Below are 23,992 nucleotides of genomic sequence, written 5' to 3'. Positions count from 1 at the left end.
GCCTGATCCGTTCGCTTTGATCTTTTCGTTCCAGGCCGGCCGCGCTTGAGCCGAGGCTCGAAATCTCCAAAAAAAATCATCCGCCTGCATCCGAACGCCAAACCGTTGCGTAACCCTAAGCGGGCGCGACGCGACGCGGCCGGAAACAGGAGCAGGTGATGAGCAATTCCGATTTGATCCGATCACTTTACGCCGCCTTCGGGCGCGGCGACGTCAAATCCATTCTCGACGCGCTCGACCCCGCCATCGAATGGCTGTCGAACGGCGACGAGAAAATCATTCCCTGGGGCGGCCGTCGCGGCGGCGTCGCTGGTGCGGCGTCCTTCTTCCAGGCGCTTGCCGACAATCTCGATTTCGAAGCCTTTGAACCGACGGAATTTTTTGAATCCGGCGACACCGTGATCGTGCTCGGCCGCACCAAGGCGCGGGTGAAAAAGGGCGGTGTCTTCGACAGCGATTGGGCGCATGTGTTCACGCTCAGGAACGGCAAGCTGCTGCGCTTTCGCGAATTCTACGACACGAAGTCGATCGCCGACGCCATCGCGGCGTGACTATTCCCGCGCCGGGCTCGTTTCTCGGCGCATTGATCATTCAGCATGGGAGATCGGCCAATGGAAACCGCCTTCGCGCCGGATACTCGCTCGATAAGCGACGCGCCGCCCGTTCACGGATTGATCGCCGAAGGCGGGAGCTATGCAAATTGGGGCGGACATCGCGCCACCACGCCAGCCGTCTATGTCGAGCCGATCAGCTATGCGGATGTGCAGTCGATCGCGCGAGATTATCGACGCTTTCCGACGCCGGTCAGTCCTGTCGGTTCGATGCTGTCGGTCACTGACGCCATCGTTAACGACGGCGGAACGCTGGTCTGTCTGCGCAAGCTCGATGCAATTCTCGGAATCGAGACCGACGCGTTCGGACGCGACGTCGTGCGCGTGCAGGCGGGCTGCCGCTTGAAGAAGCTGAACATGTGGCTGAAGGAGCGCGGGCTCGAGATTCCCTTTCAGGCCGAGATCGGCGAAGCGACCGTCGGCTCGGTCGCGGTGGGGGATACGAAAGAATCCTCGCTCGACGCGCCTGGCTATTTCTCCGCCCATGTCGTCGAAGCGACCTATGTCGACGAGACCGGCGCATTGCGAACCATTTTCGACCGCGTCGACGGCGCGGCTTTTCATGAGTTCAAATGCAGCTTCGGGCTGATGGGCATCGTCGTCGAGTGCTGCGTCGAAACGCGACAGGCGCGGCTCTGCCGGAGCGACATTTCGCTCGAGACTTATGAGACGCCGCAGCAGATCGCGTGCGGCCTCCTCGAAAAGCGAGGACAATGCGACGCCCTGCTCGCCATTGTGTTTCTCGACAAGCTTGTCGGCGTTTACGATCAGCGCTACGCGGCCGGCCCAGGGAGCGTCGCGCCATTCGCGCAGTCCGAATGCGAAGAATTCCGCGTCGCGAAACGGCTCGCGATCCAACGCGGGTTCGATGGCGTCGCGACGCCGCAGCCGAAAGGCATCCTCTATTCCCGCGCCGATTTCGTGAATGAATATTGGCGTCCTCGCAAAGACGAGAAACGTCTCGACTTTCAATATTACGAGCACGATATTTTGAAGCTGCCGCACGTGATCGCCGAGAGTTACGCTTTCACCAAGGCTTTTGAAGCGGAGACAGGATTTGCGCCCGGCGGCTGGGCGACTTATTTCGTCAACCGTCCGCCTCGCGCCCAGAAGCCTTTCGGACTTTATTCGGACGGGCCCGGCGTTTCCTTCTCGTTCGATCCCTTCTGCAGCGATCCCTGTTCGCCGCGATGGCAGGATTTTTCGCGACGTTACAACCGGCTGGCGATTGACGTCCTCGGCGCGCGGGTTTCGCCGATCCAGACCCAGTGGCTCGAGAAAGGCGACGTCGAAATACCCAAACGCCTGACGCGACCGCGTTTCACGACTCGCTATTTCGGCGCGTTCCTTGAATGATCATCGACTGCGAGTCGCATGCGGCGCGTCTCGACGACCCCGCGAGCCTTGGCTATGCTGTGGACGACGCAAGGCCGCCTCGTCGGGGAGCGACTGTGGACGTGCACAACTCGCTTGAAGCGCTTCTGCAGCGGGTCGCAATACGGGACCGCGCGGCCTTTCGCGATCTTTACGCCGCGACCTCGTCGCGGCTTTTCGCCGTCTGCCTTGGCCTGCTGCGCGATCGCCCGCGCGCCGAGGAAGCGCTGCAAGAAGCCTTTACCCGCATATGGGAGCGCGCGGCGAGCTATGATGCCGAAAAAGGCGCCGCGCTCGCCTGGATGACCGTGGTGACCCGACGCATCGCGCTCAATGAATTGCGGCTGCGCGACAGCGCGCATGCCTCGCTCGAAGATGAGGAGGCGCCGCAGATCGCGGCGGATCTTCCCGAGCATGATCCCTTGGCCAAGGGGCGTCTCATCGATTGCCTCGACAGGCTGGGCGAGGAGCGGCGTCAATGGGTGCTGCTCGCCTATATCCATGGCTATTCTCATGAAGAACTCGCGAGGCGTTTCCAGCGCCCGCTCGGCACGATGAAATCCGCATTGTTCAGGGGGCTGGCGGACCTAAGAAAGTGCATCTCATGACCGACCCCGACGACATCGACGCGGCGCTGTTCGCGGCAGGGGCGTTGAGCCGCGAAGAAACGGAGGCCCTGAAGGCGCGCCAGAAGGGCGATCCCGCTCTCGCCGCGAAAACGCGCGAATGGGAGGAGGCGCTCGCGCCGCTCGCCATGCACGCGGGCGAGGTCGCGCCGCCAGCGGATCTCTTTGACAGGATCGAGGCGCGCCTCGACGCCCGCGAGAAACTCGAATCGATGAGCCGGACGCTTCGCGCCAATGAGGGCGAGTGGATTGTTCTTTGCCCAGGCGTGCGCTTCAAGGAGCTGCATCGCAACGTCGCGCTCAACCGCTGGACCTTGCTCGTCGACGCCGAGCCCGGCGCCGTCTTTCCCGAACATGAACATTCCCAGGACGAAGAAATCTTCGTGATTTCGGGCGATCTCGCCTTTGACGGCGTGGAGCTTGGTCCAGGCGACTTTCATTTCTCGCCCAAGGGCAGTCTTCACGCCGCGCATCGCACCCGCGCCGGCTGCCGCTGCATCATCATTCAGGCGATGTAACCAGCTTCAAAACGTAATTAAAACGGCCGCGAAACGCTCGCGGCCGTTTTTATATGAAATTCGTTTGAACGGATCGACTGTCATTCTTAACGCGCGAAGCGCGATCGAGAATCCAGAATCACAACATGAGTCATTGGAGTTGCTCTCGATTCCCGGTCAGGCCTTCGGCCTGCCGGGAATGACGCTGTTGTAGCGAACGGATCAGTCGGATTCGTTACGGCGTGACGCGGATGACTCCGGTCATGTTCGGATGCAGTCGGCAATAATAGGTAAAGTCGCCCACTTTCTGCGCGCGCCAATGGGCGGGCCTTGATTTGGGCGTCGCAATGTCAAAGACGCCGTCGCGGGATGTCGCCGTGTGCTCGACGAAATCCTTGTTGATCCAGGTCACCGTATCGCCGACGCGAATGGTGACGACGGACGGCTTGAATTCGAGATCGGCGATCACGATGCTCGCAGGTTCGCCAGCGGGCGCGAACTTAGCGCCCGCCAGCAAGAACAGCGACGAGAACACCGCATGGCGCGCGATGTTTCGCATCGGCGTCACTCCTTGCTCGCTGCGTGCTTGCGAGAGAGCCGTTCGACCATATGCTCCGCGTGCTGCTGGTGGCCCTCGAAGATTTTGAGGCCGACCTTGAGAAGATCCTTCAATTCGCCATTGCTGGCGGAAGGAATGAGCTGCGTGTCGACTGCCGCATTCACCAGCGAATGATAGGCGACTTCATTCTCCGCATAGGCGCGGTCGAAGGCGGCGCCGCTGAGCCGCTTCAATTCGGCGCGCTTGGTTGCCGCCTGACTGGCGATCGTCTGGCTCGTCGCATTGTCTTCCGGAGTCACGCCGAGTTTCTTGACCAGCGCCAAGGCCTTGTCGTTGACCGCCTTGTGATCCTTCACCATTTCCATCGCGAATTCGCGCACGACCTTGTTCTTGGAGCGCTGAAGCGCGATTTCGGCGTAGCCGATATCGACCAGTCCGGCGGTATAGGCGATATGCGCGATCTGTGGATCAGTCGGCGTATCCGCCGCCCGCGCCGAAAAACTCGAGGCGAAAACGACGCCGGCGATGATGGGAGCAATAATTTTCATGACGTCCTCCATTTGGATGCGGTCGTCGAACCGACCACAGCCATTACCGAGGACCGAAGAATTTGGATGCGCGACTTTCTAAAGAATGATTCTGGATGCCGCGCGATGACGGCCAGGGTTTGTCATTCCCGACGCGCGAAGCGCGATCGAGAATCCAGAATCACAACATGAGTCATCGGATCGCTCTGGATTCCCGGTCAGGCCTTCGGCCTGCCGGGAATGACAATGGAAGCGACCGTTCGACGTCGGCGCATCTGTTCACGCGCCGAAGCGGCTCCTGCCGCCTAAAGCCAAGACACCTTTCCCGTGCCGATGTCATAGACGGCGCCGGCGAGCTTCACCTTTTGCGCGGCGACGGCTTCGGCGACGATCGGTTTTGCCGTCGTCAAACGCTTTACATTGTAGCGGACGTTCTGCGCGATCGCCGCGGCGAGCGGGTCCGGAGCTTTCAGCTTTTCCACCAAATCGATCGAGGGCTTGATCGCATTGACGAGCTGCGGGAGATGGCCCGGCAGTTTGGACTTTTCCTTTAGAACTTTGATCGTCGCGGCGACCGCGCCGCAATTGGAATGGCCGAGCACGACGATGAGCGGAATGCCAAGAATCTTCACGCCATATTCGAGGCTCGCGAGACCGTCTGTATTGACGAAATTGCCGGCGACGCGAACGACGAAGAGATCGCCGAGACCCTGATCGAAGGCGAGTTCAGGCGCGACACGCGAATCCGAACAGCTGACCAAAGCGGCGAAAGGATATTGCGCCTGGGCGCGTTGGGCCCGTCCGGCGGACAGATCGCGGTTGATCGCCGTGTTGCTCGCATAGCGCGCATTGCCGTCCACTAGACGCTTGAGCGCCTCATCCGGCGACACTTGCGCCGGGGCGGCGGCGGGCGAAGTTTGAGCATATGAGTCGGCCAGACCGCCCATCAGAACCGTCGACGCGCCCGAAGCGACGAATAATCGCCTAGATAAATTGTGCGAATGATCGTTGCACATGTCGCTTCGCCCCCAGTCGTTCACGCCTGCTCAAGCAAGAATGCCGCGTTCGATTTGAGCGATCGAATTGACTCCCGTCAAGGTCATCGCCACGCGCATGTCCTTGGCGAAAATCTCGAGCAAATTCTCGACGCCAGCCTCGCCGGCCGCCGCCAGGGCATAGGCGGCGGCGCGCCCGAGCAGCACGCCTTTCGCGCCAAGCGCCAGCATGCGCACCACGTCTAGTCCCGACCGCACGCCGGAATCGGCGAATATTTCGACATCAATCCCGACGGCGTCGGCGATCGGCGGCAGGGCTTTGACCGTGGAGAGCGCGCCGTCGAGCTGGCGTCCGCCATGGTTCGACACGACGATTCCATTCGCGCCGAACCGCACGGCGTCCCGCGCGTCCTCTGCATCCAATATGCCCTTGATGATCAAAGGGCCCTTCCAGAATTCGCGAATCCATTCGAGGTCCGACCAGCTGATCGACGGATCGATGTTTTTCCCTAGCCAGCCGATGTAGTCCTCAAGTCCGGTCGCCTTGCCGAGATATTTGGAGACATTGCCGAGATCATGCGGGCGGCCGCAAAGTCCGACATTGAACGTCCAATGAGGCTTCGTCATCGCCTGCAGCAGGCGCCGCGTTTTCTTAAAGGGTCCTGACATGCCGGATTGAGCGTCGCGATAGCGCGACCCATACACCGGCAGGTCCACGGTAAAGACGAGGATGTCGACGCCAGCGCGCTGAGCGCGCTCCAACATCGACCGCATGAAGCCGCGGTCCTTCAACACATAGAGCTGAAACCAGATCGGGCTCGGGCAACACGCCGCGACTTCTTCAAGCGAGCAGATCGAGAGCGTCGACAGCACATAAGGCACGCCTTTTTTCGCCGCGGCGCGCGCCGCCTGCACCTCGCCGCGACGGGCGAACATGCCGCTGAGGCCCACCGGCCCCAGAATCACCGGAAGTTCGGAACGTTGGCCAAACCACTCCGTCGCGAGGCTGAGATCGGAAACATTCTTCAGCACGCGCTGCCGCAAATTCACGGCCCGCAGATCCGCGACATTGGCCTGCAGAGTGTCTTCGGCGTTCGCGCCGCCGTCGATATAATCGAAGAGAAATCGCGGCAGCCTGCGCTGCGCGGCCTGTCGATAATCCAAAGCCGACGAAACGATCATTCGACGCTCCAACGGACTGCGGCGGTTGGAGGCATCGTTTCGCGCGTCACTCCGCGGCGTGCTGCTCCGGCAGGCCTCGTGCGAGCCGCTCCCGCTTGAGGAGCTCAGCGACGAGGAACGCCACTTCGATCGCCTGTTCGGCATTGAGGCGCGGATCGCAATAGGTGTGATAGCGATCGCGCAGATCGCTCTCCGAAATGGCGCGCGCGCCGCCGGTGCATTCGGTCACGTCCTTGCCTGTCATTTCGAGATGGATGCCGCCGGCATAGGAGCCCTCGGCCTGATGCACCGCGAAGAAGCTGCTGATTTCCGACATGATCCGATCGAACGGCCGGGTCTTATAACCGGCGGCGCTGACCGTGTTGCCATGCATCGGATCGCAGGACCAGACGATGTTGCGGCCTTCGCGCAGCACCGGCCGCACCAGCGCCGGCAGCGCATCCTGGATTTTGTCGGCGCCGAAGCGGCAGATCAGCGTCAGTCGGCCGGGTTCGTTCTCCGGGTCGAGGGTTTCGATCAGGCGCAAAAGCGCATCGGGTTTGAGGCTCGGGCCGCATTTCAATCCGAGCGGGTTCTTCACGCCGCGCACGAATTCGATATGCGCGCCGTCCTCCTGCCGGGTGCGGTCGCCGACCCAAAGCATGTGGCCGGAAGTGGCGTAATAGTCGCCGGTCGTCGAATCGATTCGGGTCAGCGCCTGTTCGTAGCAGAGCAGCAGCGCCTCATGCGAGGTGTAGAAGTCGGTGCCGCGCAACTCGGGGTGATGCTCCGGATCGAGGCCGATGGCGCGCATGAAGGAGAGAGTCTCGGTGATCTGATCGGCGAGCTTCTGATAGCGCTCGGACTGCGGGCTGTTCTTGACGAAGCCGAGCATCCAGCGATGGACGTTCTCGAGATTGGCGAAGCCGCCCGCCGCAAAGGCGCGGATGAGATTCAGCGTCGCGGCCGATTGCCGATAGGCCAGCAGCTGGCGCTGCGGATCGGGCTCTCGCGCCTTCACCGTGAAGGCGAGATCATTGATGATGTCGCCGCGATAGCTCGGCAGTTCAACGTCGCCCTGTTTTTCGACCGGCGCGGAGCGGGGCTTGGCGAATTGGCCGGCAATGCGCCCGACCTTCACCACCGGCGAGGCGGCGGCATAGGTCAGCACCACCGCCATCTGCAGGAAGACCCGGAAGAAGTCGCGGATGTTGTCGGCCGAATGTTCCGAGAAGCTTTCGGCGCAGTCGCCGCCCTGAAGCAGGAAAGCCTTTCCGGCGGAAACTTCGGCGAGGTGACGCTTCAGATTGCGGGCTTCGCCGGCGAAGACCAGCGGCGGAAAGCCGGCGAGCTGGCGCTCGACATCGGCGAGCGCCGCCTGGTCCTGGTAGACCGGCGTCTGCTCGATCGGCAAATTCCTCCAGCTGGTTGGCGACCACCGTTCCACTTCGCAAAACTCCGCTAGATCAACGCCTCAAGGGCGCGTCGGCCGTCTCGAAGCGGCGCTAGCGGCGCTTATAGAGGATTATGACGGCGATTGCGACCCTCGCCCGAACCTCGCCCGAACCTTGCCCCATCCTTGCCGCACCCTTGTCCCATCCTCGCCCCTGCCCGCCCGAATTTGGCGATGGCCGCGGCCGGCGGCTATAACGTCAAGACGCGGGCGCGGCCGAGCGAGGGGGCGAACCGGGGCGATGCCGTTTATTCTATCGCAGTTCATCGAGGCGAGCCGCTGGCTCGGCGCGCTGGTGGTGCTCGCCGTCCATACGTCCAACCTTTACATCAACATCGCCGACATTATGAGCGCGCCGCACGCCCCGCTGGTCTATGTCTGGTGGTTCTACTCCGCCTTCGAACTCGGCCATCAGGCGGTTCTCGCCTTCTTCGTGATGTCCGGCTACCTCGTCGGCGGCGCGGTGCTGGCGCATCTGCGCAAGAATCAGGATTTCCTGCGCGAATATTTCATCCATCGCGTTTCGCGAATCTATCTCGTGGTCGGCCCCGCCGTCGTGCTCACGCTCGTTCTCGATACGCTCGGCGGATGGCTCTTCGCCAGCAGCGGCGTTTACGATTGGCCGCTGTTCAAAGGCCATTTTTCGGCGCTGCTGTTTCTGGCAAGCTTCATCAATCTGCAGGGCATCGGCTTCGACTATTTCGGCACCAATGGGCCGCTTTGGTCGCTCGCCTGCGAGTTTTGGTACTACATCACCTTTCCGCTGCTGCTGCTGCCCTTCGCGCGCAATTATCCGCTGGCGCTGCGCCTGTTGGGATTCGCGCTCGGCGCGGGACTGTTTGCCGCGATTTCCACGCCGCCGAGCTGGTTCAAATTCGGCTATATTCTGTGGGCCGGCGGCGCCTTCGCCACTCTCCTGCCCCGGCCAATCATAAGCTCGCGCTGGGCGGCGCTCCTCCTTTACGCCGTCGTCGTCGTCATCATCCGATTGGTGGTGCGCGGCCATCTCCTGGAGGCCCATCCCTGGATGGCGGACGCGGCCGATCTGCTTGCTTCCGCCCTGTTCATCATTGTCCTGCTCGCCTTCCGTTATGGGCCGTCCGAAGGCTTTTCGCTGCTGCGTTTCAAATTCCACAAGACGCTCGCCGATTTTTCCTTCTCGCTCTACAGCATCCACATGCCGATCCTGATTTTCGTACGCGCGGCGGTCGGCAGCACATTGGGGAATGAGTGGGCGACGCAATTGGCGACGCCGGGAAATTACGCCGTGGGCTTTTCAGTGATGGGGATCGCCATCGTCAGCGGCTATTTCTTCTCGCGAGTCACCGAGGCGAAGACCGGCGCGGCGCGGCGCAAGCTTCGCGCCCTCCTCGACAGATGGGCGCCCCAGGGCGCGGCTCCCACACCCGCGCCCGCGCAGCAACCCGTTCCGGCGCAGCATCCTGCCGCCGTGCAACGGAAACGCGAGCGGATCGAAGCTTAACTCTGCGGCCCAAGCCGCCGCGCAGGCGCGCGCATCGTCACGAGCTCTTCCGCCATGGTCGGATGCACGGCCATGGTCGCGTCGAAATCGCTCTTCGTCGCGCCCATGCGGAGGGCGATCGCGACGAGCTGCGCCATTTCGCCCGCCTCGGGACCGAGAATATGCGCGCCGCGCACGCGCCCGTTCGCGCCATCGACGACGAGTTTCATATAGACGCGTTCGCCGCGTCCCGAGAGCGTCGCGCGCATCGGCCGAAACTGCGTCTCATATATGTCGACAGCGCCATGCCGCGCCAGCGCCTCGGCTTCGGTCAATCCGACGGTTCCGATTTCGGGCGTCGTGAAGACCGCGCTCGGCGTATGTTCATAATCGATCGTCGTCGGCGTCGCGCCAAAGACGCTGTCGGCGAAGGCTTGCCCCTCGCGAATGGCGACCGGCGTTAGATTGATGCGATCGGTGACGTCGCCGACCGCGTAGATCGATTCGACATTGGTGTGCGAATGTTCGTCGACCGCCACCGCGCCATTCTCGCGCAGAGCGACGCCCGCCGCCTCCAATCCGAGATTTTGCGTCAACGGCCTGCGCCCGGTCGCCACCAGCAGGCTGTCGACGGTCAGCGGCGCGCCGTCGCTCATCTCGACTTCGAGTCCGCCGACGCATTTCGTCACCCGCGTCGGCAGCGCGCCGGCGCGATGCGCGACGCCCGCCGATTTGAGCGCGTCGGCAAGGCGCAAACGCAGATCGTCGTCGAAGCCGCGCAGCGGCAGATCGGCGCGATAGGCGAGATCGACCTTGGCGCCAAGCCGCGCGAAGACGCTGGCGAATTCTACCGCGATATAGCCGGCGCCGACGATCAGCAGCCGTTGTGGAAATTTCGGCAGATCGAAAATCTCATTCGAGGAAATGCCGAATTCGATGCCCGGAATATGCGGGGCGAGCACTGGCGCGCCGCCGGTGGCGATGAGAATATGGCCGGCGCGGGCGGCGCCGCCATTCGAAAAGCGCACGCCGTTTGGATCGGTGAGCATCGCCCGCGCGCGGATCAACTCGACGCCGGAATTCGCCAGCGTTTCGGCGTAAAGATTGGAGAGTCGCGTGATCTCCTTTTCCTTGGCGGCGACGAGCGACGGCCAGTCGAAGGAAACATCGCCGACGCGCCAGCCGAAGCCGGCGGCGTCCTCGAATTCGTCGCGGAATCGGCTGGCGAGAACGTAAAGCTTCTTTGGCACGCAGCCGCGGATGACGCAGGTGCCGCCGACGCGAAATTCCTCGGCGATGGCGACTTTCGCGCCATGGCTGGCGGCGATGCGCGCCGCCCGGACGCCGCCGGACCCCGCGCCGATGACGATCAGGTCATAGTCGAAACTCATAAGTTGTCGCCTGAGATGTTGCCGATGATGCGCACGCCCTTGGCGCCGGCGATGAAGATGGCTGTGGCGAGTCCGATGAACAGACCGTGATCCACCACGCCGGGGATCGCCGACAGCCGAGCGGCGAGCGCTTCGGGATCGCCGATGGCGCCGAAGGCGCAGTCGACGATGTAATGGCCGCCGTCGGTGACGTAGCGCTCGCCGGGCGCCGCTTCGCGCAGCGTCAACGGTCCGATCAACCCAAGTCCGCGCGCGACCCGCTCGATCTGCAGGATCGTCGAGCGCGCGCCGAATCGATCGATTTCGACCGGCAGCGGGAAGGCGCCGAGCGTGCGGACCTCTTTTGTCGCATCGGCGATGACGAACATGCGCGTCGACGCCGCGGCGACGATCTTTTCGCGCAGCAGCGCGCCGCCGCCGCCCTTGATCAAACGAAGCGCGGAGTCGAATTCATCGGCGCCGTCGACGGTCAGATCGAGCTGCGGCGTCTCGTCGAGCGTCGACAGCGGTATGCCGAGGCTTTCCGCCTGCGCGCGGGTGCGCTCCGAGGTCGGCACGCAAATCACCTCTAATCCGTCCTTGACGCGCGCGCCGAGAAGATCGACGAAATGCGCCGCCGTCGATCCGGTGCCGAGCCCCAGCCGCATGCCATGCGTCACGGAGTCGAGCGCCGCGCGCGCGGCGGCGCGCTTCATGGCGTCGGCGGAAAGTGCGGTCATGCGGTCATGCGATTCGCTGCGTCGCCCGTCTATTTCGCCGGCGGCGTGCAGACCACCGAGGTTTCGTTAAGGACGAAGCAGATCGACATCATGCCCGAGCGCAGATCGACGCGGAACACGCCGCCCTCGCCGGTGTGGCGCGAGGCGACCAGCGAATATTCACTAAAGGCGCCGGCCCTAGCGCCCTCGCCGGGCGGGTAGCACAGGGTCACGCCGATGGCGGCTCCTTCCTTGAGGCCATATTGGCAGGCGCCGACCTCGCCATTGGAGCGGTCGAGGCGAAACACCCGATTGAGGTCGGTCTGCGGCGCCGCCAGAAATTCATAATTGGCGACCGAGGCCGCCGACGCCGGCGCGCCAAGCTCCACCAAGAAAAGCCCGGCCAAGAAAAGACCCGCCAAGACAAGCGCGCCGGCCGAAAAAACGGCGTGTCGGCGCTGTAGGAAGTGGCCCGTTCCACGCATGTTTGCGCTCCCTGTCGCGAATCGCTCGGCGCAGTCTACACGCAGAGCCTTCGTGAGCGGAGCCGGTAATTTTCGCGATTCGCCCGGCGCCGCTTGATCCTTGGCGGCGGCGCGGCTACGCCCTGACGCCATGAGCATCCGCCCTCCCGTTCTGGTTTTCGATCTCGACGGCACTTTGGCCGACACCGCCCGTGATCTCATCGGCGCGCTCAACATGCTGCTCCGGCGCGAGGGACTGTCGCCGGTCGCGCTCGAAACGGCCAGGCCGCTGGTCGGGGCCGGCGCGCGGGCGCTGATCGAACGCGGCTTCGCCCGCCAGGGCGCGCCGCTCGACGGGCCGCGCACCGACGCGCTGGTGCGCGACTTTCTGGTTCATTACGAGGCGCATATCGCCGACGAAAGCCGCCTCTTTCCCGGCGCGCTGGCGGCGCTCGACCGGTTCAGGGCGGCCGGCTTTCGCCTCGCCGTCTGCACCAACAAGCCCGAGCCCCTGGCGCGCCTGCTCCTGCAAAAGCTCTCGGCGGCGGACCGTTTCGCGGCGATCTGCGGGCGCGGCAGCTTTCCGATGCACAAGCCCGATCCGCGCACGCTGTGGCTGACGATCGAGAGGGCGCAAGGCGATCCGCGCCGGGCGGTGATGGTCGGGGATTCCAAGACCGACATCGACACCGCCCGCGCCGCCGGAACCCCCGCGGTGGCGGTGGATTTCGGCTATACCGACACGCCGGTCGCGGCCTTCTCGCCCGATCGCCTTATCTCTCATTTCGACGAGCTGTGGGACGCGGTCGCGTCGCTGGATGCGGCGCTGTTCGCAGCGGCGCCCCCGGCGCGATCCCTCAGTTCCTAACGTCGCTCCGGCTTTCCGCAGAAAGGTCCGCCATGGAGAAAATGCATTTCACCCGGATGGACCAGGGCACCGACGAAGACTTTCGAATCCTCAAACAGGTCCACGAGCATACGCTCAACGAACTGCCGGACCGGCTCTTCGGACTGCTGCGCGATCTGAGCCGGGACACCGCCTATAACATCACCCGCTACGACCATTGCCTGCAATCGGCGACCCGCGCGCTGCGCGACGGCAAGGACGAGGAATATGTGGTCGTGGCGCTGCTGCACGATTCCTGCGAAACGCTCGGCCCCTTCAACCATGGCGAGGTGATCGCCGGGATTTTGAAGCCCTTCATCAGTCGCGACAATTATTGGATGCTGGCGCAGCACGGCCTGTTCCAGACCTATTTCTACGCCGCGCATCTCGGCCTCGACCCCAACGCCCGAGACAAGTTCAAGTCGGACCCGGCCTATGAGCGGACGGTCGAATTCTGCGCCAAATATGACGAGGTGTCGTTCGACCCCGACTATAAGAACGAGCCGCTCGCGACCTTCGAGCCGATGGTGCGCAGGGTTCTGGCCAAGGATTGGACGCCGCCGTGAGCAGGAAGGCGGAAGCGACGTTCGCCGACGCTGGCGCCCAGGCTTGAGCCTCGGCGCGGCAGGCGCGATCTCCGAACTTGACGGAAGGCGCCGGGCTCTCCTACACGAGAGATATCGATCGCCAATGGCGACGGGCGGCTAGCTCAGCGGGAGAGCACTCCCTTCACACGGGAGGGGTCACAGGTTCAATCCCTGTGCCGCCCACCATAAAGACACTGAATCTACTAGCATAGAAAAGTCGGTAGGCTGGCGGATTGCGCATGTCAGCGCAGGTCGAAACCAGAACATGGCGTTTCGATCCGTGGAAAATTCGTGGAATATGTTCGACTGATGTTCGTCAGAAAGGAAGGCCAGCGGAGTGTGAAGGCCGGGTTATTCCCTAGAGCGGAGTAGCGCGCTTCCAATAAAATTCATTTTGGTAAAGCGGACGGGTTAATGATGACTGCCCGCCCACCTGCTTTGCGAACTCTCTCAACCATATCGGCGGAGCCACCAGGACCATCCCCTCCCTCGCCGTCCCACAGCGCGAGTAAAAGTGGCGCCGAGGGTGATGCCGCCTGAGCACGCTTGAGGATTGCAAGATTGCAGGCACGATAGGGGTCTGGCTCTGCGACGAGATTAAGAACAATCAGGCGCTCGGGACGCGTTGAGGCGATCAGCGAGCGATAGCGCGCAACCCAATCGCCTTCTGAGACGCCTGCAACCGATCTCCGTTCAAATTCGTCCGGTGAAAACGGCAGCACGATCGTCGATGGGATGCCTCGGGCGCGACACGCCTCCAGAAACAGGATGTCCCCCCCACGTGACGCGCTCGCGATGCAGTGTGCGGGCGAAAGTTCATCGATTGCCTTGCCAATTGCGCGACCGGCGGCGTCTACCAGTCGTGGAGGGAAGCGCGACTTGGCGCGATCCGGCGCGTCAACGCGATGCCCCGTGAAAATCAGCATTTGCCACATATGGTCAACATAGCACCGGTCAGAAGCACCGAAACTTTTTTGCGGCACAAAGCGGTCCGAAGTTATTGCAAAATATCCCTCTCGACGTATCATTTGAATTACTGCTGGCCTCGTTCGAGTAGCGCGTTGTGCGGGGACATTAGCGAAGACATGCCACTAGAAAAGCTCAAGATTTTTATTTCATATTCGCGGCGCGATGCTTTAGCCGCTGATGCACTTGTGGGAGCTCTTATTAGTCGCGGCTTTGAAGTAACGATTGATAGGCGCGACTTGCCCTTTGGCGAAAAATGGCAAGGGGAGCTTGCGGAGTTCATCCGACTTTCTGACACCGTTATCTGGCTTATCAGCTATGCTTCCGTGCATTCGAGCTGGGTAAACTGGGAGCTTGATGAAGTTACGAAGCGTAGCAAACGCCTTGTGCCAGTGATGGTTGGTCCAACGGCTCGCGAGATGCTGCCCCGTCAACTCGGAGAGATCCATATCTTGCCGGTGGAGGGCGTATTCAATCTCGGCCGCGACCTCGACGCACTGGTACAAGTACTGGAGACGGACCGTAGTTGGCTCAAGGAAGCGTCGCGCCTTCAAGATCGTGCGACCGAGTGGCTGACAAAAAAACGAACGCCGGCACTTCTGCTTTCGCGCGGAGCGCTGGCAGACGCCGAACGTTGGAAGGCCCTTAGACCGGCAAAAGCGCCTGCTCCTGCACAGGAAGTACTTGATCTCCTCTTAGCGAGTCATCAGGCGGCAACAAGAAGGCAAAGACGATGGATCAGCGCCGCACTTGGAGTTACTTCTGGTGCGCTGTTTCTATCGGGACTAGCCGTCTGGCAGTGGTCGCAAGCGGAAAGTCGGACGCAGCTCGCTCAGGAACAGAAAGCTCGCTATTTTGGTGCGCGTGCAGAAAACGCCGTTAAGGAAAGCGACGTTGACTTAGCGAAGTGGGCGTTTACCCAGGCTACCGAGGCTGTCGGCAGTCACCCACTCGTGCCGGGAAACATAGCCGTGGGGGCAGAAATCCTCCGCTACGATCACCTCAAAGCCCTTCTTGTTGGCAGCGAATCACCTTTGAAATTAACGGTCTTAAGCCCCGACGGGTACCGCGTTCTGACAGTCTCCGAAGATGGAGCCGCTGCTGTATGGAACGCTTTGACTGGGCAGAGGTTACTCGTCCTTCCAGACAAAGCAAAGGTGGCTGCATTCAGTCCTGACGGAAGGCGCATCGCAAGCGCATGGGATGATGGTTTTGGTGGTGTGGCACGGTTATCAGATGCCAAAACCGGTGAAACGCTGCGTGTGTTGGCGGGTGACGTTAGTGAAGTGCAATCAATACGGTTTAGTCCCGAGGGCAGTCTCTGCGCCGCAGCCATCTACGGAGGCACAATTCACATTTGGAAAGTTACTGACGGAGAGAGCGTTCGGGTCCTGAAGGAGGCCGGTGAAGCTTTCTCGTTTGATGAATCTGGGCAGCTGATAGTTAGTGGAGGGGATGATGGGTGGTTGAATGTTTGGGACGTGCAAACGGGTATTCTGTCTACGCACATTCCTGTGGTTCGGAGAAAAGCCAACTCTGGTTTCGGCGTACGCATCGCGAGCTTCCGTCCTGGGAAGAACGAGGTCTTGGCAACAGCGCACGATCGGGTGATGATATTCGATGAGAATAAAAGGCCAGAGATCGTTCGCTCTTATGATGGTTATGATTATCCGTGGGAAGCGTATCTATGGAGCGCGAAAGATGGCCGTCTCATGCAGACTTTTAGAGGACATACGGGTCCTATATACGATGCTAAGTTTAGCGCGGATGGAAATAGGCTTCTAACGGCATCATTTGATGCGACTGCTCGACTTTGGGACGTAGAGACGGGTCGGGAAATCCAGACGTTTCGAGGTCATTCTGGTGCCGTTTACAGGGCGATCTTCAGCCATAGTGATACGCGGGTTTGGACAGCGTCCGACGATACAACCGTGCGGCAGTGGGATATTGAGACCGGTGGTAGCATCCGGGTGATGCGAGGTCACAGGGCACCTGTGCATTCACTCGATATTAGTCGTGACAACAGGCATGTCATCAGCGCATCGTCGTTGCCCCATGCTCGGGTTTGCAGTCACGACGCGTGTGAAGAGTTCGACCCCATCGCCAGAGTTTGGGGCATTGAGCCGCAAGGGCTTGTGAGAACCCTTGGCGGTTTTAGGAAGAAGATTGTCTCGTTAGCACATTCCCCACGTGGTAAGAGCGTCGCGGTCGTAGGTGATGACGGGGTGGCGGAAGTCTGGGATCTTACTGCCGGGGAAAAGGCCCAAGCTATTCGCGGGCACGAAGGCGCTATTCTCGCGGTGGGCTATAGTCCAGATGGGGCACGGCTCGTTACAGCTTCGGAAGATCATACAGCAAGGGTATGGGATACGGTAAGCTTGGCTAACGTGGCCGTGCTAAAGGGACATACAGCTACCGTCTGGGCGGTGCATTACAGTCGCGACGGCACAAAGATTGTGACCGCCTCAGAGGACGGTACCGCACGTCTTTGGGACAGCCAAACTGGCCAGTTGCTCTTCACGCTTGGCGGTCACGAGCAGCCGATTTCCGACGCTGGTTTCAACTTCGATGAGCGATTTATTTTTACGTTGCCATATAACGGCGAGATCGCCATATGGAGATCTGACAGCGGGAGCTTAATTCATCGTCTCAAAGGCCACGAGGGCCCGGTGCTGTCAGTAGCGTTTACGCCTGATGGCGCTCGCGTAGTTTCAGCGTCAGATGATCGGACAGTGCGCGTATGGGATGCCCAGAGTGGGCACCTCCTGCATGTGTTGACGGGGCACTCAAAACGCGTCACGGCGTTAAGGGTGACACCGGATAGCCAGTGGGCCATTTCTGCATCAGATGACGGTACAGCACGAATATGGAACATCCACACGGGCAAACTTATGCGGACGCTCGTAGGGCATGAGGGATCAATCAGTACGATGTCGCTCAATGCCGATGGAACGCAAATATTGACAGGTTCAAGCGACGGGAGCGCGCGGCTATGGGACTTCGCATCTGGCGAGACCCTGCAAGTGTTCCAGGGCGAGGACGGAGAGATCACAGCAGCCTCGATTCTTGCGACGACGATTGTTACCGCGAGTGTTAGCGGGAATTTGCGTGTCTGGGAGGGAGTACCGAGTGTCCAGGCTCTTATCGGATACTTGCAAAGCTCAATGTCGCAGGCGATGACTGCGGCGCAGCTGCGAGAGTTCGGTATTCAGCGGGTTGCAGATCTCAATCCAGACTCGAACGACAATAAACAAGGGCCCCCCCGCAAACGTGGAACATCTTGTCAGATCCTGGAAAACGGCGAGCCCTATGTAACCAGCGGCGCGAAAAGCGATGCAGAGGCGGGTGAATTATATTGGATCGGTGGGTCCGACTGCTCAATCGAGCTCGATAAGCGGAGCGCGTTCACGCTGTTGAATCGAACTGCTCGTGCCTATGGAGCGCGCTTCCCGCAAGAGTCAGAGCAGTCTTACTATCGAGTTTTGGCACAGCGGGCGAATTTGGCGCGCCGCCTGCCTCTTGCCGAAATAGGCGAACTGTCGGCCTTGTCCGAGGGATCGACTTCAAGCAATCCGTTCTTGGCAGCGGCACGCATTGCAGCAAAGCTCATCCTGCCAAGCACCGGTGATCAGCAGAATATAAAACTCTCCACACGCTATCGTGATCACGAGCGTTTACAAAGATAAGCACAGCAAGTCTTGTGTGACTCGGAAATGCGAAGCGGACCCCGGGCCGACCTCTTCTTGAAGGCCGAGAAAGTCAAAATATTTGAACACGGATTATCGGGAATTGGTAAGTGCTCAGCCTACTGCGAGCAGATTTTGCGGAGGGCGCTCGTCTCGTATTGCGCGTCGTGGTTTTTCGTCACATCCGGGTCTGTGATCGTCTTCAACTCCGCGGTCGTAACGAACTGTTTGCCGATCATACTTTTTGGATCGCGCTTGAGCTGAACCAAATTAACTGATGAAAACGCAGCTTGTAACGCTTCCGGTAACACGTAGCTGTGCCCCTCGCATGGGAAACGTGCCGAATAGACCGCGAATGTTCTGGTTTTTTGGTCATAGGTGTCGACAACAACCTCTACTCCCTTAGACAATGGCAAATCTGATTTATACTGAGCTAATGTTGGAGTGCTCAATACTATTATGCATATAAGCGAGGAAATTAGCCTCATTGTGCGCTCCAAATTTAACCCGCTAGGACGTTGCCAAACGCCATATCCCGTATTTTCTCTACATTGCAAGCCGGATCAGTCAAGCGCAATTTGCCGGATGCTTCCTCGGAAGAGGTTGGAAGAGGATTATGTAGACGCGGCACCGCCGCTATCGTGAGGAAAAAATCATGCTCGGGCCGGTTCGGAAATCCCCGTCAGAATCGGTAAATCACAAACGTGCTCTAGTATGCGGACTATGGCGGCTTTGACGAAGACGGCGAGGTTGTGGCGCTGCGTTCAAGGTCGCGGCATGAGGCTTGCGGCTGATGCAAGCCGGAATTGCCGATGGGTAAGCAAGAGCGCTAAGAGCGAGTTCAGGTTAAGAACTCCTCGAAATGCGTTGCTTTCACGTGCTGCTCGGCGCACGCTTTGCCGACTTCGCGCAGCTGGGAAATTGTCGACACTGCGGCGAGATCGCTGATTGACGCTGGATCGATATGTCCGCAACCAAGTCTCTCAAGGCCTGCCTTCGACAATTCGGCGTTGTAGCGCGCATAGGTAAACCGCTTCTCGGGAATGAGCCCCGAGGCGCCGATCATGTCATTGAGCTCGCGATCGAGCCCATCGCCGCAAAGACATTTGCCAAACACCCGGCAAAGCATGTCTTGCTCGAATTGCGCTGCGTTCATTAGCGCCGCTGGAACATTGTTGGCGTTATAGAGGAGGTGCATGTTGGCGGCGGTCAAAGCTTCGTTGGCGATCGGTGCTAGCCCGGTGCCAACCGAGACTACAAGCATATCCTTCTCGCCCGTCACCCAGCCGCGCTTGCCCTCCGGCGCCAGCGGCCAGTAACGATCCAGCGTAGCCATCAACACCATCTGAAACGCAGGATTGTTATAGACGGTCATGCCGCCGTCGACGAAGAGATGGATTTTGTCGCCGATCTCGATCGCCTCCGGGGGAAAGTAGGTCGGTGCCGCCGTGCTGGCGCGAACCAATTGCCACAGCGGAATATTGAGATTGCAGTTTTTGCGTTTGGGATCGTTATATTTAGCAAAGGGATTGTTAGATATCGGCCAGGGCGAGTCCGTTGTTGCATTGCGCACAACGAGCAGCAACAAGGTGCGAAGCTTATCGGAGCCCAATGTTGTGTCGGCCCCGAAGACCTCCTTCAATTTCTGCGCAAGAGGTTCGCTTTTGAAATCGGCATAGAGACGCTTGAGCAGCCACTCTTTCTCAAACATCTTCGGACCCGAATCGTTATAGAACTTCATCAGCTCAGAAACGCTTTTTCCATATGAAAGCCCCGCAGCGATAATACCGCCCGTGCTTGTGCCGGCGATATAGTCGAAGTCGTCGGCCAAAACGTAATTCTCTCGCCCTTTAGAAAAAATGGCTTCGATCTTAGCCAATATTTCCAGCGCGAGAACACCGCGAATACCGCCGCCGTCGATGGCGAGAAGCTTTTTGGGGCCAGGGGAAAAAATGCGGTCGCGTAGGGACATTGGCGCTACTTAATTGCAACAACCGAAACTTGCGATAAATTAGCTTCATTCGAATGCGCTGACTAGGTCATAGCGTGAGGCGCGCATGTCTCGCATTTTCATAAGTCATTCGAGCGCCAATAATGCGGAGGCCATCGGCGTTCGCGATTGGATGATCTCCCAAGGCTGGGAGGACATATTTCTTGACCTTGATCCGGAACGCGGGCTGACAGCAGGCCAGCGTTGGCAGGAGGCCTTAAAACAGGCGGCTGAGCGCTGCGAATTGGTGATCTTTCTTGTCTCGCCAGCCTGGGCCGCGTCGAAGTGGTGCTTGGCCGAGTTCCTCCTCGCCAAGAGCCTAAACAAGAGAATCTTCGCTGCAATCATAGAGCCGACGAATTTCGACGCCATGCCAGTCGAGATGACGGCCGAATGGCAGGTTGTCGACTTAACCGACGGCGAACGCGACTACGAAATTTCGGTCGTCCTACCGCCGGGCGATAAGACTGCTACGGTGCGATTTGCGAGGTACGGTCTAAATCAATTGCGATCTGGTCTCATGCGGGCTGGTCTTGACGCTCGCTATTTTGAGTGGCCGCCGAAGGATGATCAGGATCGCTCGCCCTATCCGGGGTTGCGGCCCTTGGAGCCAGAGGATGCCGGCATTTTTTTTGGCCGGGAAGCGCCGACGGTGCTTGCGCTCGACAGATTAAGAGGGCTGTGGGAGGCGGCGCCGCCGCGACTGCTGGTCATTCAGGGGGCGTCAGGCGCGGGCAAGTCTTCGTTCTTGCGCGCAGGCCTCATTCCGAGATTGAAGCGAGACGATACGCATTTTCTGCCGCTGCCAATAATCCGTCCGGAACGGGCTGTTATTAGCGGCGCGACAGGATTGATCCGCGCGATCGAAGAAGCATTCAAAGGCCAAGGACATCCTCTCAACCGCGCGGAGATCGCAGAGGCGATCAATGACGGCGCTTCCAAGACGTTCACGCTGCTCGCGCGGCTTACAGACAAGGTGCGCGGCCCAAGCCTGAATGACGCGGCTTCCTCCATCCCGCCCTCGCTGGTTCTTTCGATCGACCAGGGAGAGGAGCTGTTTTTGGCTGAGGGCGCAGAAGAGGCACGGTTCTTTCTCGTTTTGTTAAAGGAACTGGCGATCACAGGCGCGCCAAATATCATCATCCTGTTCACAATCCGCTCCGATTCTTATGAGCGCCTGCAGACGGCGAAGGAGCTGGAAGGGGTTCGGCAGGAGGCTTTTCCCCTCCCGCCAATGCCGCGCGGCGCTTTTCAAACGATTATCGAAGGGCCGGTTCAACGGCTGCAGAGCAGCAAGCGCAAGCTGACGCTTGATCCAGCCCTAACTGCGCGGCTTCTCAGTGACATCGAGGAAGGCGGCGGTAAGGACGCGCTGCCCTTGCTCGCCTTCACCTTGGAACGGCTCTATCGCGAATATGGCTCTGACGGCGATCTTCGGCTGGGTGAATATCAGCAATTGGGCGGCATCAGCGGATCGATCAAGGCGGCGATCGAAAACGCGCTGAGGGCGAGTGACGCAGATCCGACGATTACAAAGGACCCAGACGAGCGACTCGTGTTACTGCGCCGCGCGATGATACCTGCACTCGCAGTAGTCGATCCTGACACGCGAACGCCGCGCCGGCGTGTAGCGCGGTTGTCGGAGATCCCGTCCGAGACGCGAGGTCTTGTCAACTGTCTTGTTGAGGCGCGCCTGCTTACGACCGATGAGGTAACGGAAAACGGGAAGAGCCAAACCACTATCGAACCGGCGCATGAGGCGCTGTTGCGCCAGTGGAGAGAGCTACGAGAGTGGCTGAAGGAAGATACAGCTGCTCTTCTCACGCTTGGCGGTGTTCAGCAGGCGGCACGAGATTGGGAGGGTCACGACAAATCTGACAACTGGCTCACGCATTCAGCCGGGCGACTGGAGGATACCGAGCGCTTGCGTGAACGCGCCGACTTTGCACGCTTTGTCACGCCCATCGAACAGGCCTATCTACAAGCCTGTCGCGTCAGCGAGGATGAAAAGAAATACCGCGAACTGGAAGCGGCCAAGAGGCTTGCCGAAGAGCAACGGAGGGTCGCTGAAGAACAGCGGAAGGTTGCCGAGGAACAGGGGCGAACCGCTCAGCGCACGCGTATGGGGTTGATCGCAGCGGGCGCGCTTTTGCTTGTGGCCACAGGCGCGGCGGTTTTCGGTTTGAGCCAAGCGGTGAAGACCGAACAGCGCTCGGCCGTGTTGGCCGCTAATCTCGCGCAGTCCCTAACTCAAGACGGGGCGCTGGACCAGTCGCTACTGCTAATGCTCGACGCCGCGCGCGTCTTCGACGACGCTTCGGTGCCGGACGAAATCCGCATCGCCTTGACGCGAGCCATAGAAAAGAGGGCGAAGATCGAGACGCGCCGAATGTTCCCAAACATGAAAGTGTTCGAAACCAAAGACGCGCTGCTGCTCGTCGATCCTGCTACGAATGATATTTGGACATTAACGGATTCGATCGACGCACGCCGCCTCGTCAAAGGCCAGCCCGAAGACAGACCTATTATCCAAGCCAGTCTCGTCGCGGGCGGAAATGACTACATAATCGTCCGGGAGAATTTTCAGATCGAGCGCATCAATGAGCGGGGAGGGGAGCGCCGGGTGGTCGACCGAATCTTGGATGCCCCGAACACTCCCGGCGCAAACTATTCGTCGGACGATTCAAACCTTCGCGACTGCGTCGCCAAATTGTCGCCGCAGGCGAAAAAAGCAGTGAATCCGGATCAATCCCCACATTTGGATTCCTGCCGCGACTTTGGCGAGAAATTTATTCTTACATACACGTACTCCAGCAGCGGCGGAGACTTTCGATCCGATGAACTCATTCGCCAGAACGGCAAGAAAGTCGACATTAGAGAAATGCTCGAACAACTGACGGAGGGCAATGTGCCGAAAGGCAAGACTTCCTGGACTGCGGCGCGAGACGATTCCGAGCGCGTCGCGGTCGTCGTCAATCGCAGTGTCTATGTTATCGACCTTGAGGGCGGCGGAGGCGAACTAGTTTTGAGTTATCGACATCCAAGGATGGTCGAACATGCTCGCCTGATCGGGCGTGATCAATTGGCGGTCGTCGAAGCAGCGACCGGCCGCATCATCGTTCATAATCTCGACGCGGCACCGCAGATCGGAAAGCTGTCCGATACAACCAAATCTTTAATCGGTACCGAAGAGGGTGCCGAAATCCGTCGACGCAGCAATTGTGCCGGGTGGTCATACGTCAATTCCGTGAACACGGTGTCCATGCCAGATGGTCGGTCGATCGCTTTCGAAAAGTCGGACAACTTGAGTGAGCTGCGCGTGACAGGACCAGCTGGCGAAATGGTAATCCGATTGGGTGCCGACGATGCCTGTGCGGAAATATCCTCAGATTGGCGAAAGCTGCTTGTCTCCAAAGACGACAATGTGAAAATTTTCGATTTCTCGAAGGTCCTCGCGACGGGTGACCTCGCAGGCACCGAAGTCGCATCTATACAGATCAAGAACGTCTCCTCGGCCTTCTTTGCGGACGCCGCCGGCGAGACTTTCTCAACAACGGACTTCAGCAACCAAGTGCTTCTCTGGAGAAGGACGAAAGACCATGCGTGGCAAAGCGAGGAGGTTTTTCGCGCCGATAACCCTATCGTCTATGCCGAGTTCGACGCGGAGCAAAGACGACTGCTGTTCGAGGAACACGTCAGCGGCGCCATTTATCAAGGCTGGCTCTATGCCTTGCCGAGCAAGCAGCTGTGGTTCGATCTCGGCTCCGATTATAAATATCTCGGTGCAACTTTTACGAAAAGCTCCGAAATCGTCGTCGCGGAACATGGGCGGTGGACGAGAGCTTTCGTCATGCCCCCTCTGAGTGAGCTTACCGCGCTCGCAGACGCGCTGCTTTCCGCCGACTGTCGACCGCCCTCGCCGAAAGACTTTAAGCGCTCACCCTGCTGGCCATCATCATTTCGATAGATTGTCCTGCCGACGCACGTAGTCGCATGTTTATTGCACAACGCGGAATGCCATAAACATACAACTCACGCGTTCGTTGCATTCCAACTTAC

At 59.9% G+C, this 23,992-nt stretch carries 20 protein-coding genes and 1 tRNA gene; 10 read left to right on the top strand and 11 right to left on the bottom strand.

Annotated features, from left to right (window positions below; genetic code table 11):
• Positions 1-158 precede the first annotated feature (158 nt).
• The 4 genes from U1E20_RS00890 to U1E20_RS00875 all read left to right on the top strand — a co-directional run bounded on the left by U1E20_RS00890 (position 159) and on the right by U1E20_RS00875 (position 3,129).
• The gene (locus tag U1E20_RS00890; protein ID WP_409978699.1) at positions 159-551 is read left to right on the top strand and encodes a nuclear transport factor 2 family protein; all 393 of its coding nucleotides are present in this window, start codon (positions 159-161) and stop codon (positions 549-551) included.
• Positions 552-611: 60 nt separating this feature from the next.
• Positions 612-1,967, top strand: coding sequence for an FAD-dependent oxidoreductase (locus U1E20_RS00885; protein WP_409978698.1), 1,356 nt, complete (start codon positions 612-614; stop codon positions 1,965-1,967).
• A gap of 95 nt (positions 1,968-2,062) precedes the next feature.
• On the top strand, positions 2,063-2,593 hold the full coding sequence (locus U1E20_RS00880; RefSeq protein WP_409978697.1) for a sigma-70 family RNA polymerase sigma factor: 531 nt from the start codon (positions 2,063-2,065) through the stop codon (positions 2,591-2,593).
• Positions 2,590-3,129: a cupin domain-containing protein gene (locus U1E20_RS00875; RefSeq protein WP_409978696.1), complete on the top strand. Its 540-nt coding sequence runs from the start codon at positions 2,590-2,592 to the stop codon at positions 3,127-3,129. Before U1E20_RS00880 ends, U1E20_RS00875 begins: the two co-directional genes overlap by 4 nt.
• 214 nt (positions 3,130-3,343) lie before the next feature.
• Here U1E20_RS00875 and U1E20_RS00870 read toward each other — a convergent pair whose 3' ends face one another.
• The 5 genes from U1E20_RS00870 to U1E20_RS00850 all read right to left on the bottom strand — a co-directional run bounded on the left by U1E20_RS00870 (position 3,344) and on the right by U1E20_RS00850 (position 7,797).
• Entirely contained in the window at positions 3,344-3,667 is a 324-nt protein-coding gene (locus U1E20_RS00870; RefSeq protein WP_409978695.1) for a cupredoxin domain-containing protein, read from the bottom strand.
• A gap of 5 nt (positions 3,668-3,672) precedes the next feature.
• Entirely contained in the window at positions 3,673-4,215 is a 543-nt protein-coding gene (locus U1E20_RS00865; protein ID WP_409978694.1) for a DUF4142 domain-containing protein, read from the bottom strand.
• A gap of 284 nt (positions 4,216-4,499) precedes the next feature.
• Positions 4,500-5,210 (bottom strand): carbonic anhydrase, encoded by a 711-nt coding sequence (locus U1E20_RS00860; RefSeq protein WP_409978693.1) that lies wholly within the window; start codon positions 5,208-5,210, stop codon positions 4,500-4,502.
• Between the two features lie 30 nt (positions 5,211-5,240).
• Positions 5,241-6,371 (bottom strand): FMN-dependent L-lactate dehydrogenase LldD, encoded by a 1,131-nt coding sequence (gene lldD, locus U1E20_RS00855; protein WP_409978692.1) that lies wholly within the window; start codon positions 6,369-6,371, stop codon positions 5,241-5,243.
• 46 nt (positions 6,372-6,417) lie between these two features.
• Positions 6,418-7,797 carry a class II 3-deoxy-7-phosphoheptulonate synthase gene (locus U1E20_RS00850; RefSeq protein ID WP_409978691.1) on the bottom strand — a complete coding sequence of 460 codons (1,380 nt, stop codon included), beginning with the start codon at positions 7,795-7,797 and terminating at the stop codon, positions 6,418-6,420.
• A 247-nt stretch (positions 7,798-8,044) separates the two neighbouring features.
• Here U1E20_RS00850 and U1E20_RS00845 point away from each other — a divergent pair, with 247 nt between their 5' ends.
• Complete coding sequence (locus tag U1E20_RS00845) at positions 8,045-9,286, top strand: acyltransferase family protein (protein WP_409978690.1); 1,242 nt, start codon at positions 8,045-8,047, stop codon at positions 9,284-9,286.
• Here U1E20_RS00845 and gor read toward each other — a convergent pair.
• The 3 genes from gor to U1E20_RS00830 are packed head-to-tail and all read right to left on the bottom strand — an operon-like array spanning position 9,283 to position 11,839.
• The gene (gene gor, locus U1E20_RS00840; protein ID WP_409978689.1) at positions 9,283-10,656 is read right to left on the bottom strand and encodes a glutathione-disulfide reductase; all 1,374 of its coding nucleotides are present in this window, start codon (positions 10,654-10,656) and stop codon (positions 9,283-9,285) included. The two genes, U1E20_RS00845 and gor, sit on opposite strands and share 4 nt — an antisense overlap.
• Positions 10,653-11,375, bottom strand: a complete 723-nt coding sequence (gene rpiA / locus U1E20_RS00835) for a ribose-5-phosphate isomerase RpiA (RefSeq protein ID WP_409978688.1) — start codon at positions 11,373-11,375, stop codon at positions 10,653-10,655. The genes gor and rpiA overlap by 4 nt, the downstream gene beginning before the upstream one ends.
• Before the next feature lie 29 nt (positions 11,376-11,404).
• Complete coding sequence (locus tag U1E20_RS00830) at positions 11,405-11,839, bottom strand: hypothetical protein (protein WP_409978687.1); 435 nt, start codon at positions 11,837-11,839, stop codon at positions 11,405-11,407.
• Between the two features lie 130 nt (positions 11,840-11,969).
• On the opposite strand from U1E20_RS00830, the gene U1E20_RS00825 reads away from it, so the two are divergent.
• From U1E20_RS00825 to U1E20_RS00815, 3 genes are all read left to right on the top strand, one after another.
• Positions 11,970-12,686, top strand: coding sequence for an HAD family hydrolase (locus tag U1E20_RS00825; RefSeq protein WP_409978686.1), 717 nt, complete (start codon positions 11,970-11,972; stop codon positions 12,684-12,686).
• Positions 12,687-12,727: 41 nt separating this feature from the next.
• On the top strand, positions 12,728-13,270 hold the full coding sequence (locus U1E20_RS00820; protein WP_409978685.1) for an HD domain-containing protein: 543 nt from the start codon (positions 12,728-12,730) through the stop codon (positions 13,268-13,270).
• 132 nt (positions 13,271-13,402) lie between these two features.
• Positions 13,403-13,477 (top strand) — tRNA-Val (locus tag U1E20_RS00815).
• A 203-nt stretch (positions 13,478-13,680) separates the two neighbouring features.
• Here U1E20_RS00815 and U1E20_RS00810 read toward each other — a convergent pair.
• Positions 13,681-14,217, bottom strand: coding sequence for a hypothetical protein (locus tag U1E20_RS00810; RefSeq protein ID WP_409978684.1), 537 nt, complete (start codon positions 14,215-14,217; stop codon positions 13,681-13,683).
• Positions 14,218-14,376: 159 nt separating this feature from the next.
• On the opposite strand from U1E20_RS00810, the gene U1E20_RS00805 reads away from it, so the two are divergent.
• Positions 14,377-17,943: a toll/interleukin-1 receptor domain-containing protein gene (locus U1E20_RS00805; protein WP_409978683.1), complete on the top strand. Its 3,567-nt coding sequence runs from the start codon at positions 14,377-14,379 to the stop codon at positions 17,941-17,943.
• A gap of 119 nt (positions 17,944-18,062) precedes the next feature.
• On the opposite strand, the gene U1E20_RS00800 is transcribed toward U1E20_RS00805, so the two are convergent.
• Positions 18,063-18,353 (bottom strand): hypothetical protein, encoded by a 291-nt coding sequence (locus tag U1E20_RS00800; protein ID WP_409978682.1) that lies wholly within the window; start codon positions 18,351-18,353, stop codon positions 18,063-18,065.
• Between the two features lie 431 nt (positions 18,354-18,784).
• Positions 18,785-19,915 (bottom strand): patatin-like phospholipase family protein, encoded by a 1,131-nt coding sequence (locus U1E20_RS00795; RefSeq protein ID WP_409978681.1) that lies wholly within the window; start codon positions 19,913-19,915, stop codon positions 18,785-18,787.
• A gap of 85 nt (positions 19,916-20,000) precedes the next feature.
• Between U1E20_RS00795 and U1E20_RS00790 the strand changes: the two genes are divergently transcribed.
• A complete protein-coding gene (locus U1E20_RS00790; protein WP_409978680.1) occupies positions 20,001-23,900 on the top strand; it encodes a toll/interleukin-1 receptor domain-containing protein in 3,900 nt (1,299 codons plus the stop codon).
• The last annotated feature ends 92 nt before the right edge of the window (positions 23,901-23,992 follow it).

This window comes from Methylocystis sp. (assembly GCF_046349115.1).
Lineage (GTDB): Bacteria > Pseudomonadota > Alphaproteobacteria > Rhizobiales > Beijerinckiaceae > Methylocystis.
This window is presented reverse-complemented; position numbering and strand designations above follow the sequence as displayed.

Coding starts and splice junctions, on each gene's coding strand:
- U1E20_RS00890 (WP_409978699.1), top strand. CDS start 159: ATGAGCAATTCCGATTTGATCCGATCACTTTACGCCGCCTTCGGGCGC.
- U1E20_RS00885 (WP_409978698.1), top strand. CDS start 612: ATGGAAACCGCCTTCGCGCCGGATACTCGCTCGATAAGCGACGCGCCG.
- U1E20_RS00875 (WP_409978696.1), top strand. CDS start 2,590: ATGACCGACCCCGACGACATCGACGCGGCGCTGTTCGCGGCAGGGGCG.
- U1E20_RS00870 (WP_409978695.1), bottom strand. CDS start 3,667: ATGCGAAACATCGCGCGCCATGCGGTGTTCTCGTCGCTGTTCTTGCTG.
- U1E20_RS00865 (WP_409978694.1), bottom strand. CDS start 4,215: ATGAAAATTATTGCTCCCATCATCGCCGGCGTCGTTTTCGCCTCGAGT.
- U1E20_RS00860 (WP_409978693.1), bottom strand. CDS start 5,210: ATGTGCAACGATCATTCGCACAATTTATCTAGGCGATTATTCGTCGCT.
- lldD (WP_409978692.1), bottom strand. CDS start 6,371: ATGATCGTTTCGTCGGCTTTGGATTATCGACAGGCCGCGCAGCGCAGG.
- U1E20_RS00845 (WP_409978690.1), top strand. CDS start 8,045: ATGCCGTTTATTCTATCGCAGTTCATCGAGGCGAGCCGCTGGCTCGGC.
- gor (WP_409978689.1), bottom strand. CDS start 10,656: ATGAGTTTCGACTATGACCTGATCGTCATCGGCGCGGGGTCCGGCGGC.
- rpiA (WP_409978688.1), bottom strand. CDS start 11,375: ATGACCGCACTTTCCGCCGACGCCATGAAGCGCGCCGCCGCGCGCGCG.
- U1E20_RS00830 (WP_409978687.1), bottom strand. CDS start 11,839: ATGCGTGGAACGGGCCACTTCCTACAGCGCCGACACGCCGTTTTTTCG.
- U1E20_RS00825 (WP_409978686.1), top strand. CDS start 11,970: ATGAGCATCCGCCCTCCCGTTCTGGTTTTCGATCTCGACGGCACTTTG.
- U1E20_RS00820 (WP_409978685.1), top strand. CDS start 12,728: ATGCATTTCACCCGGATGGACCAGGGCACCGACGAAGACTTTCGAATC.
- U1E20_RS00810 (WP_409978684.1), bottom strand. CDS start 14,217: ATGCTGATTTTCACGGGGCATCGCGTTGACGCGCCGGATCGCGCCAAG.
- U1E20_RS00805 (WP_409978683.1), top strand. CDS start 14,377: ATGCCACTAGAAAAGCTCAAGATTTTTATTTCATATTCGCGGCGCGAT.
- U1E20_RS00795 (WP_409978681.1), bottom strand. CDS start 19,915: ATGTCCCTACGCGACCGCATTTTTTCCCCTGGCCCCAAAAAGCTTCTC.
- U1E20_RS00790 (WP_409978680.1), top strand. CDS start 20,001: ATGTCTCGCATTTTCATAAGTCATTCGAGCGCCAATAATGCGGAGGCC.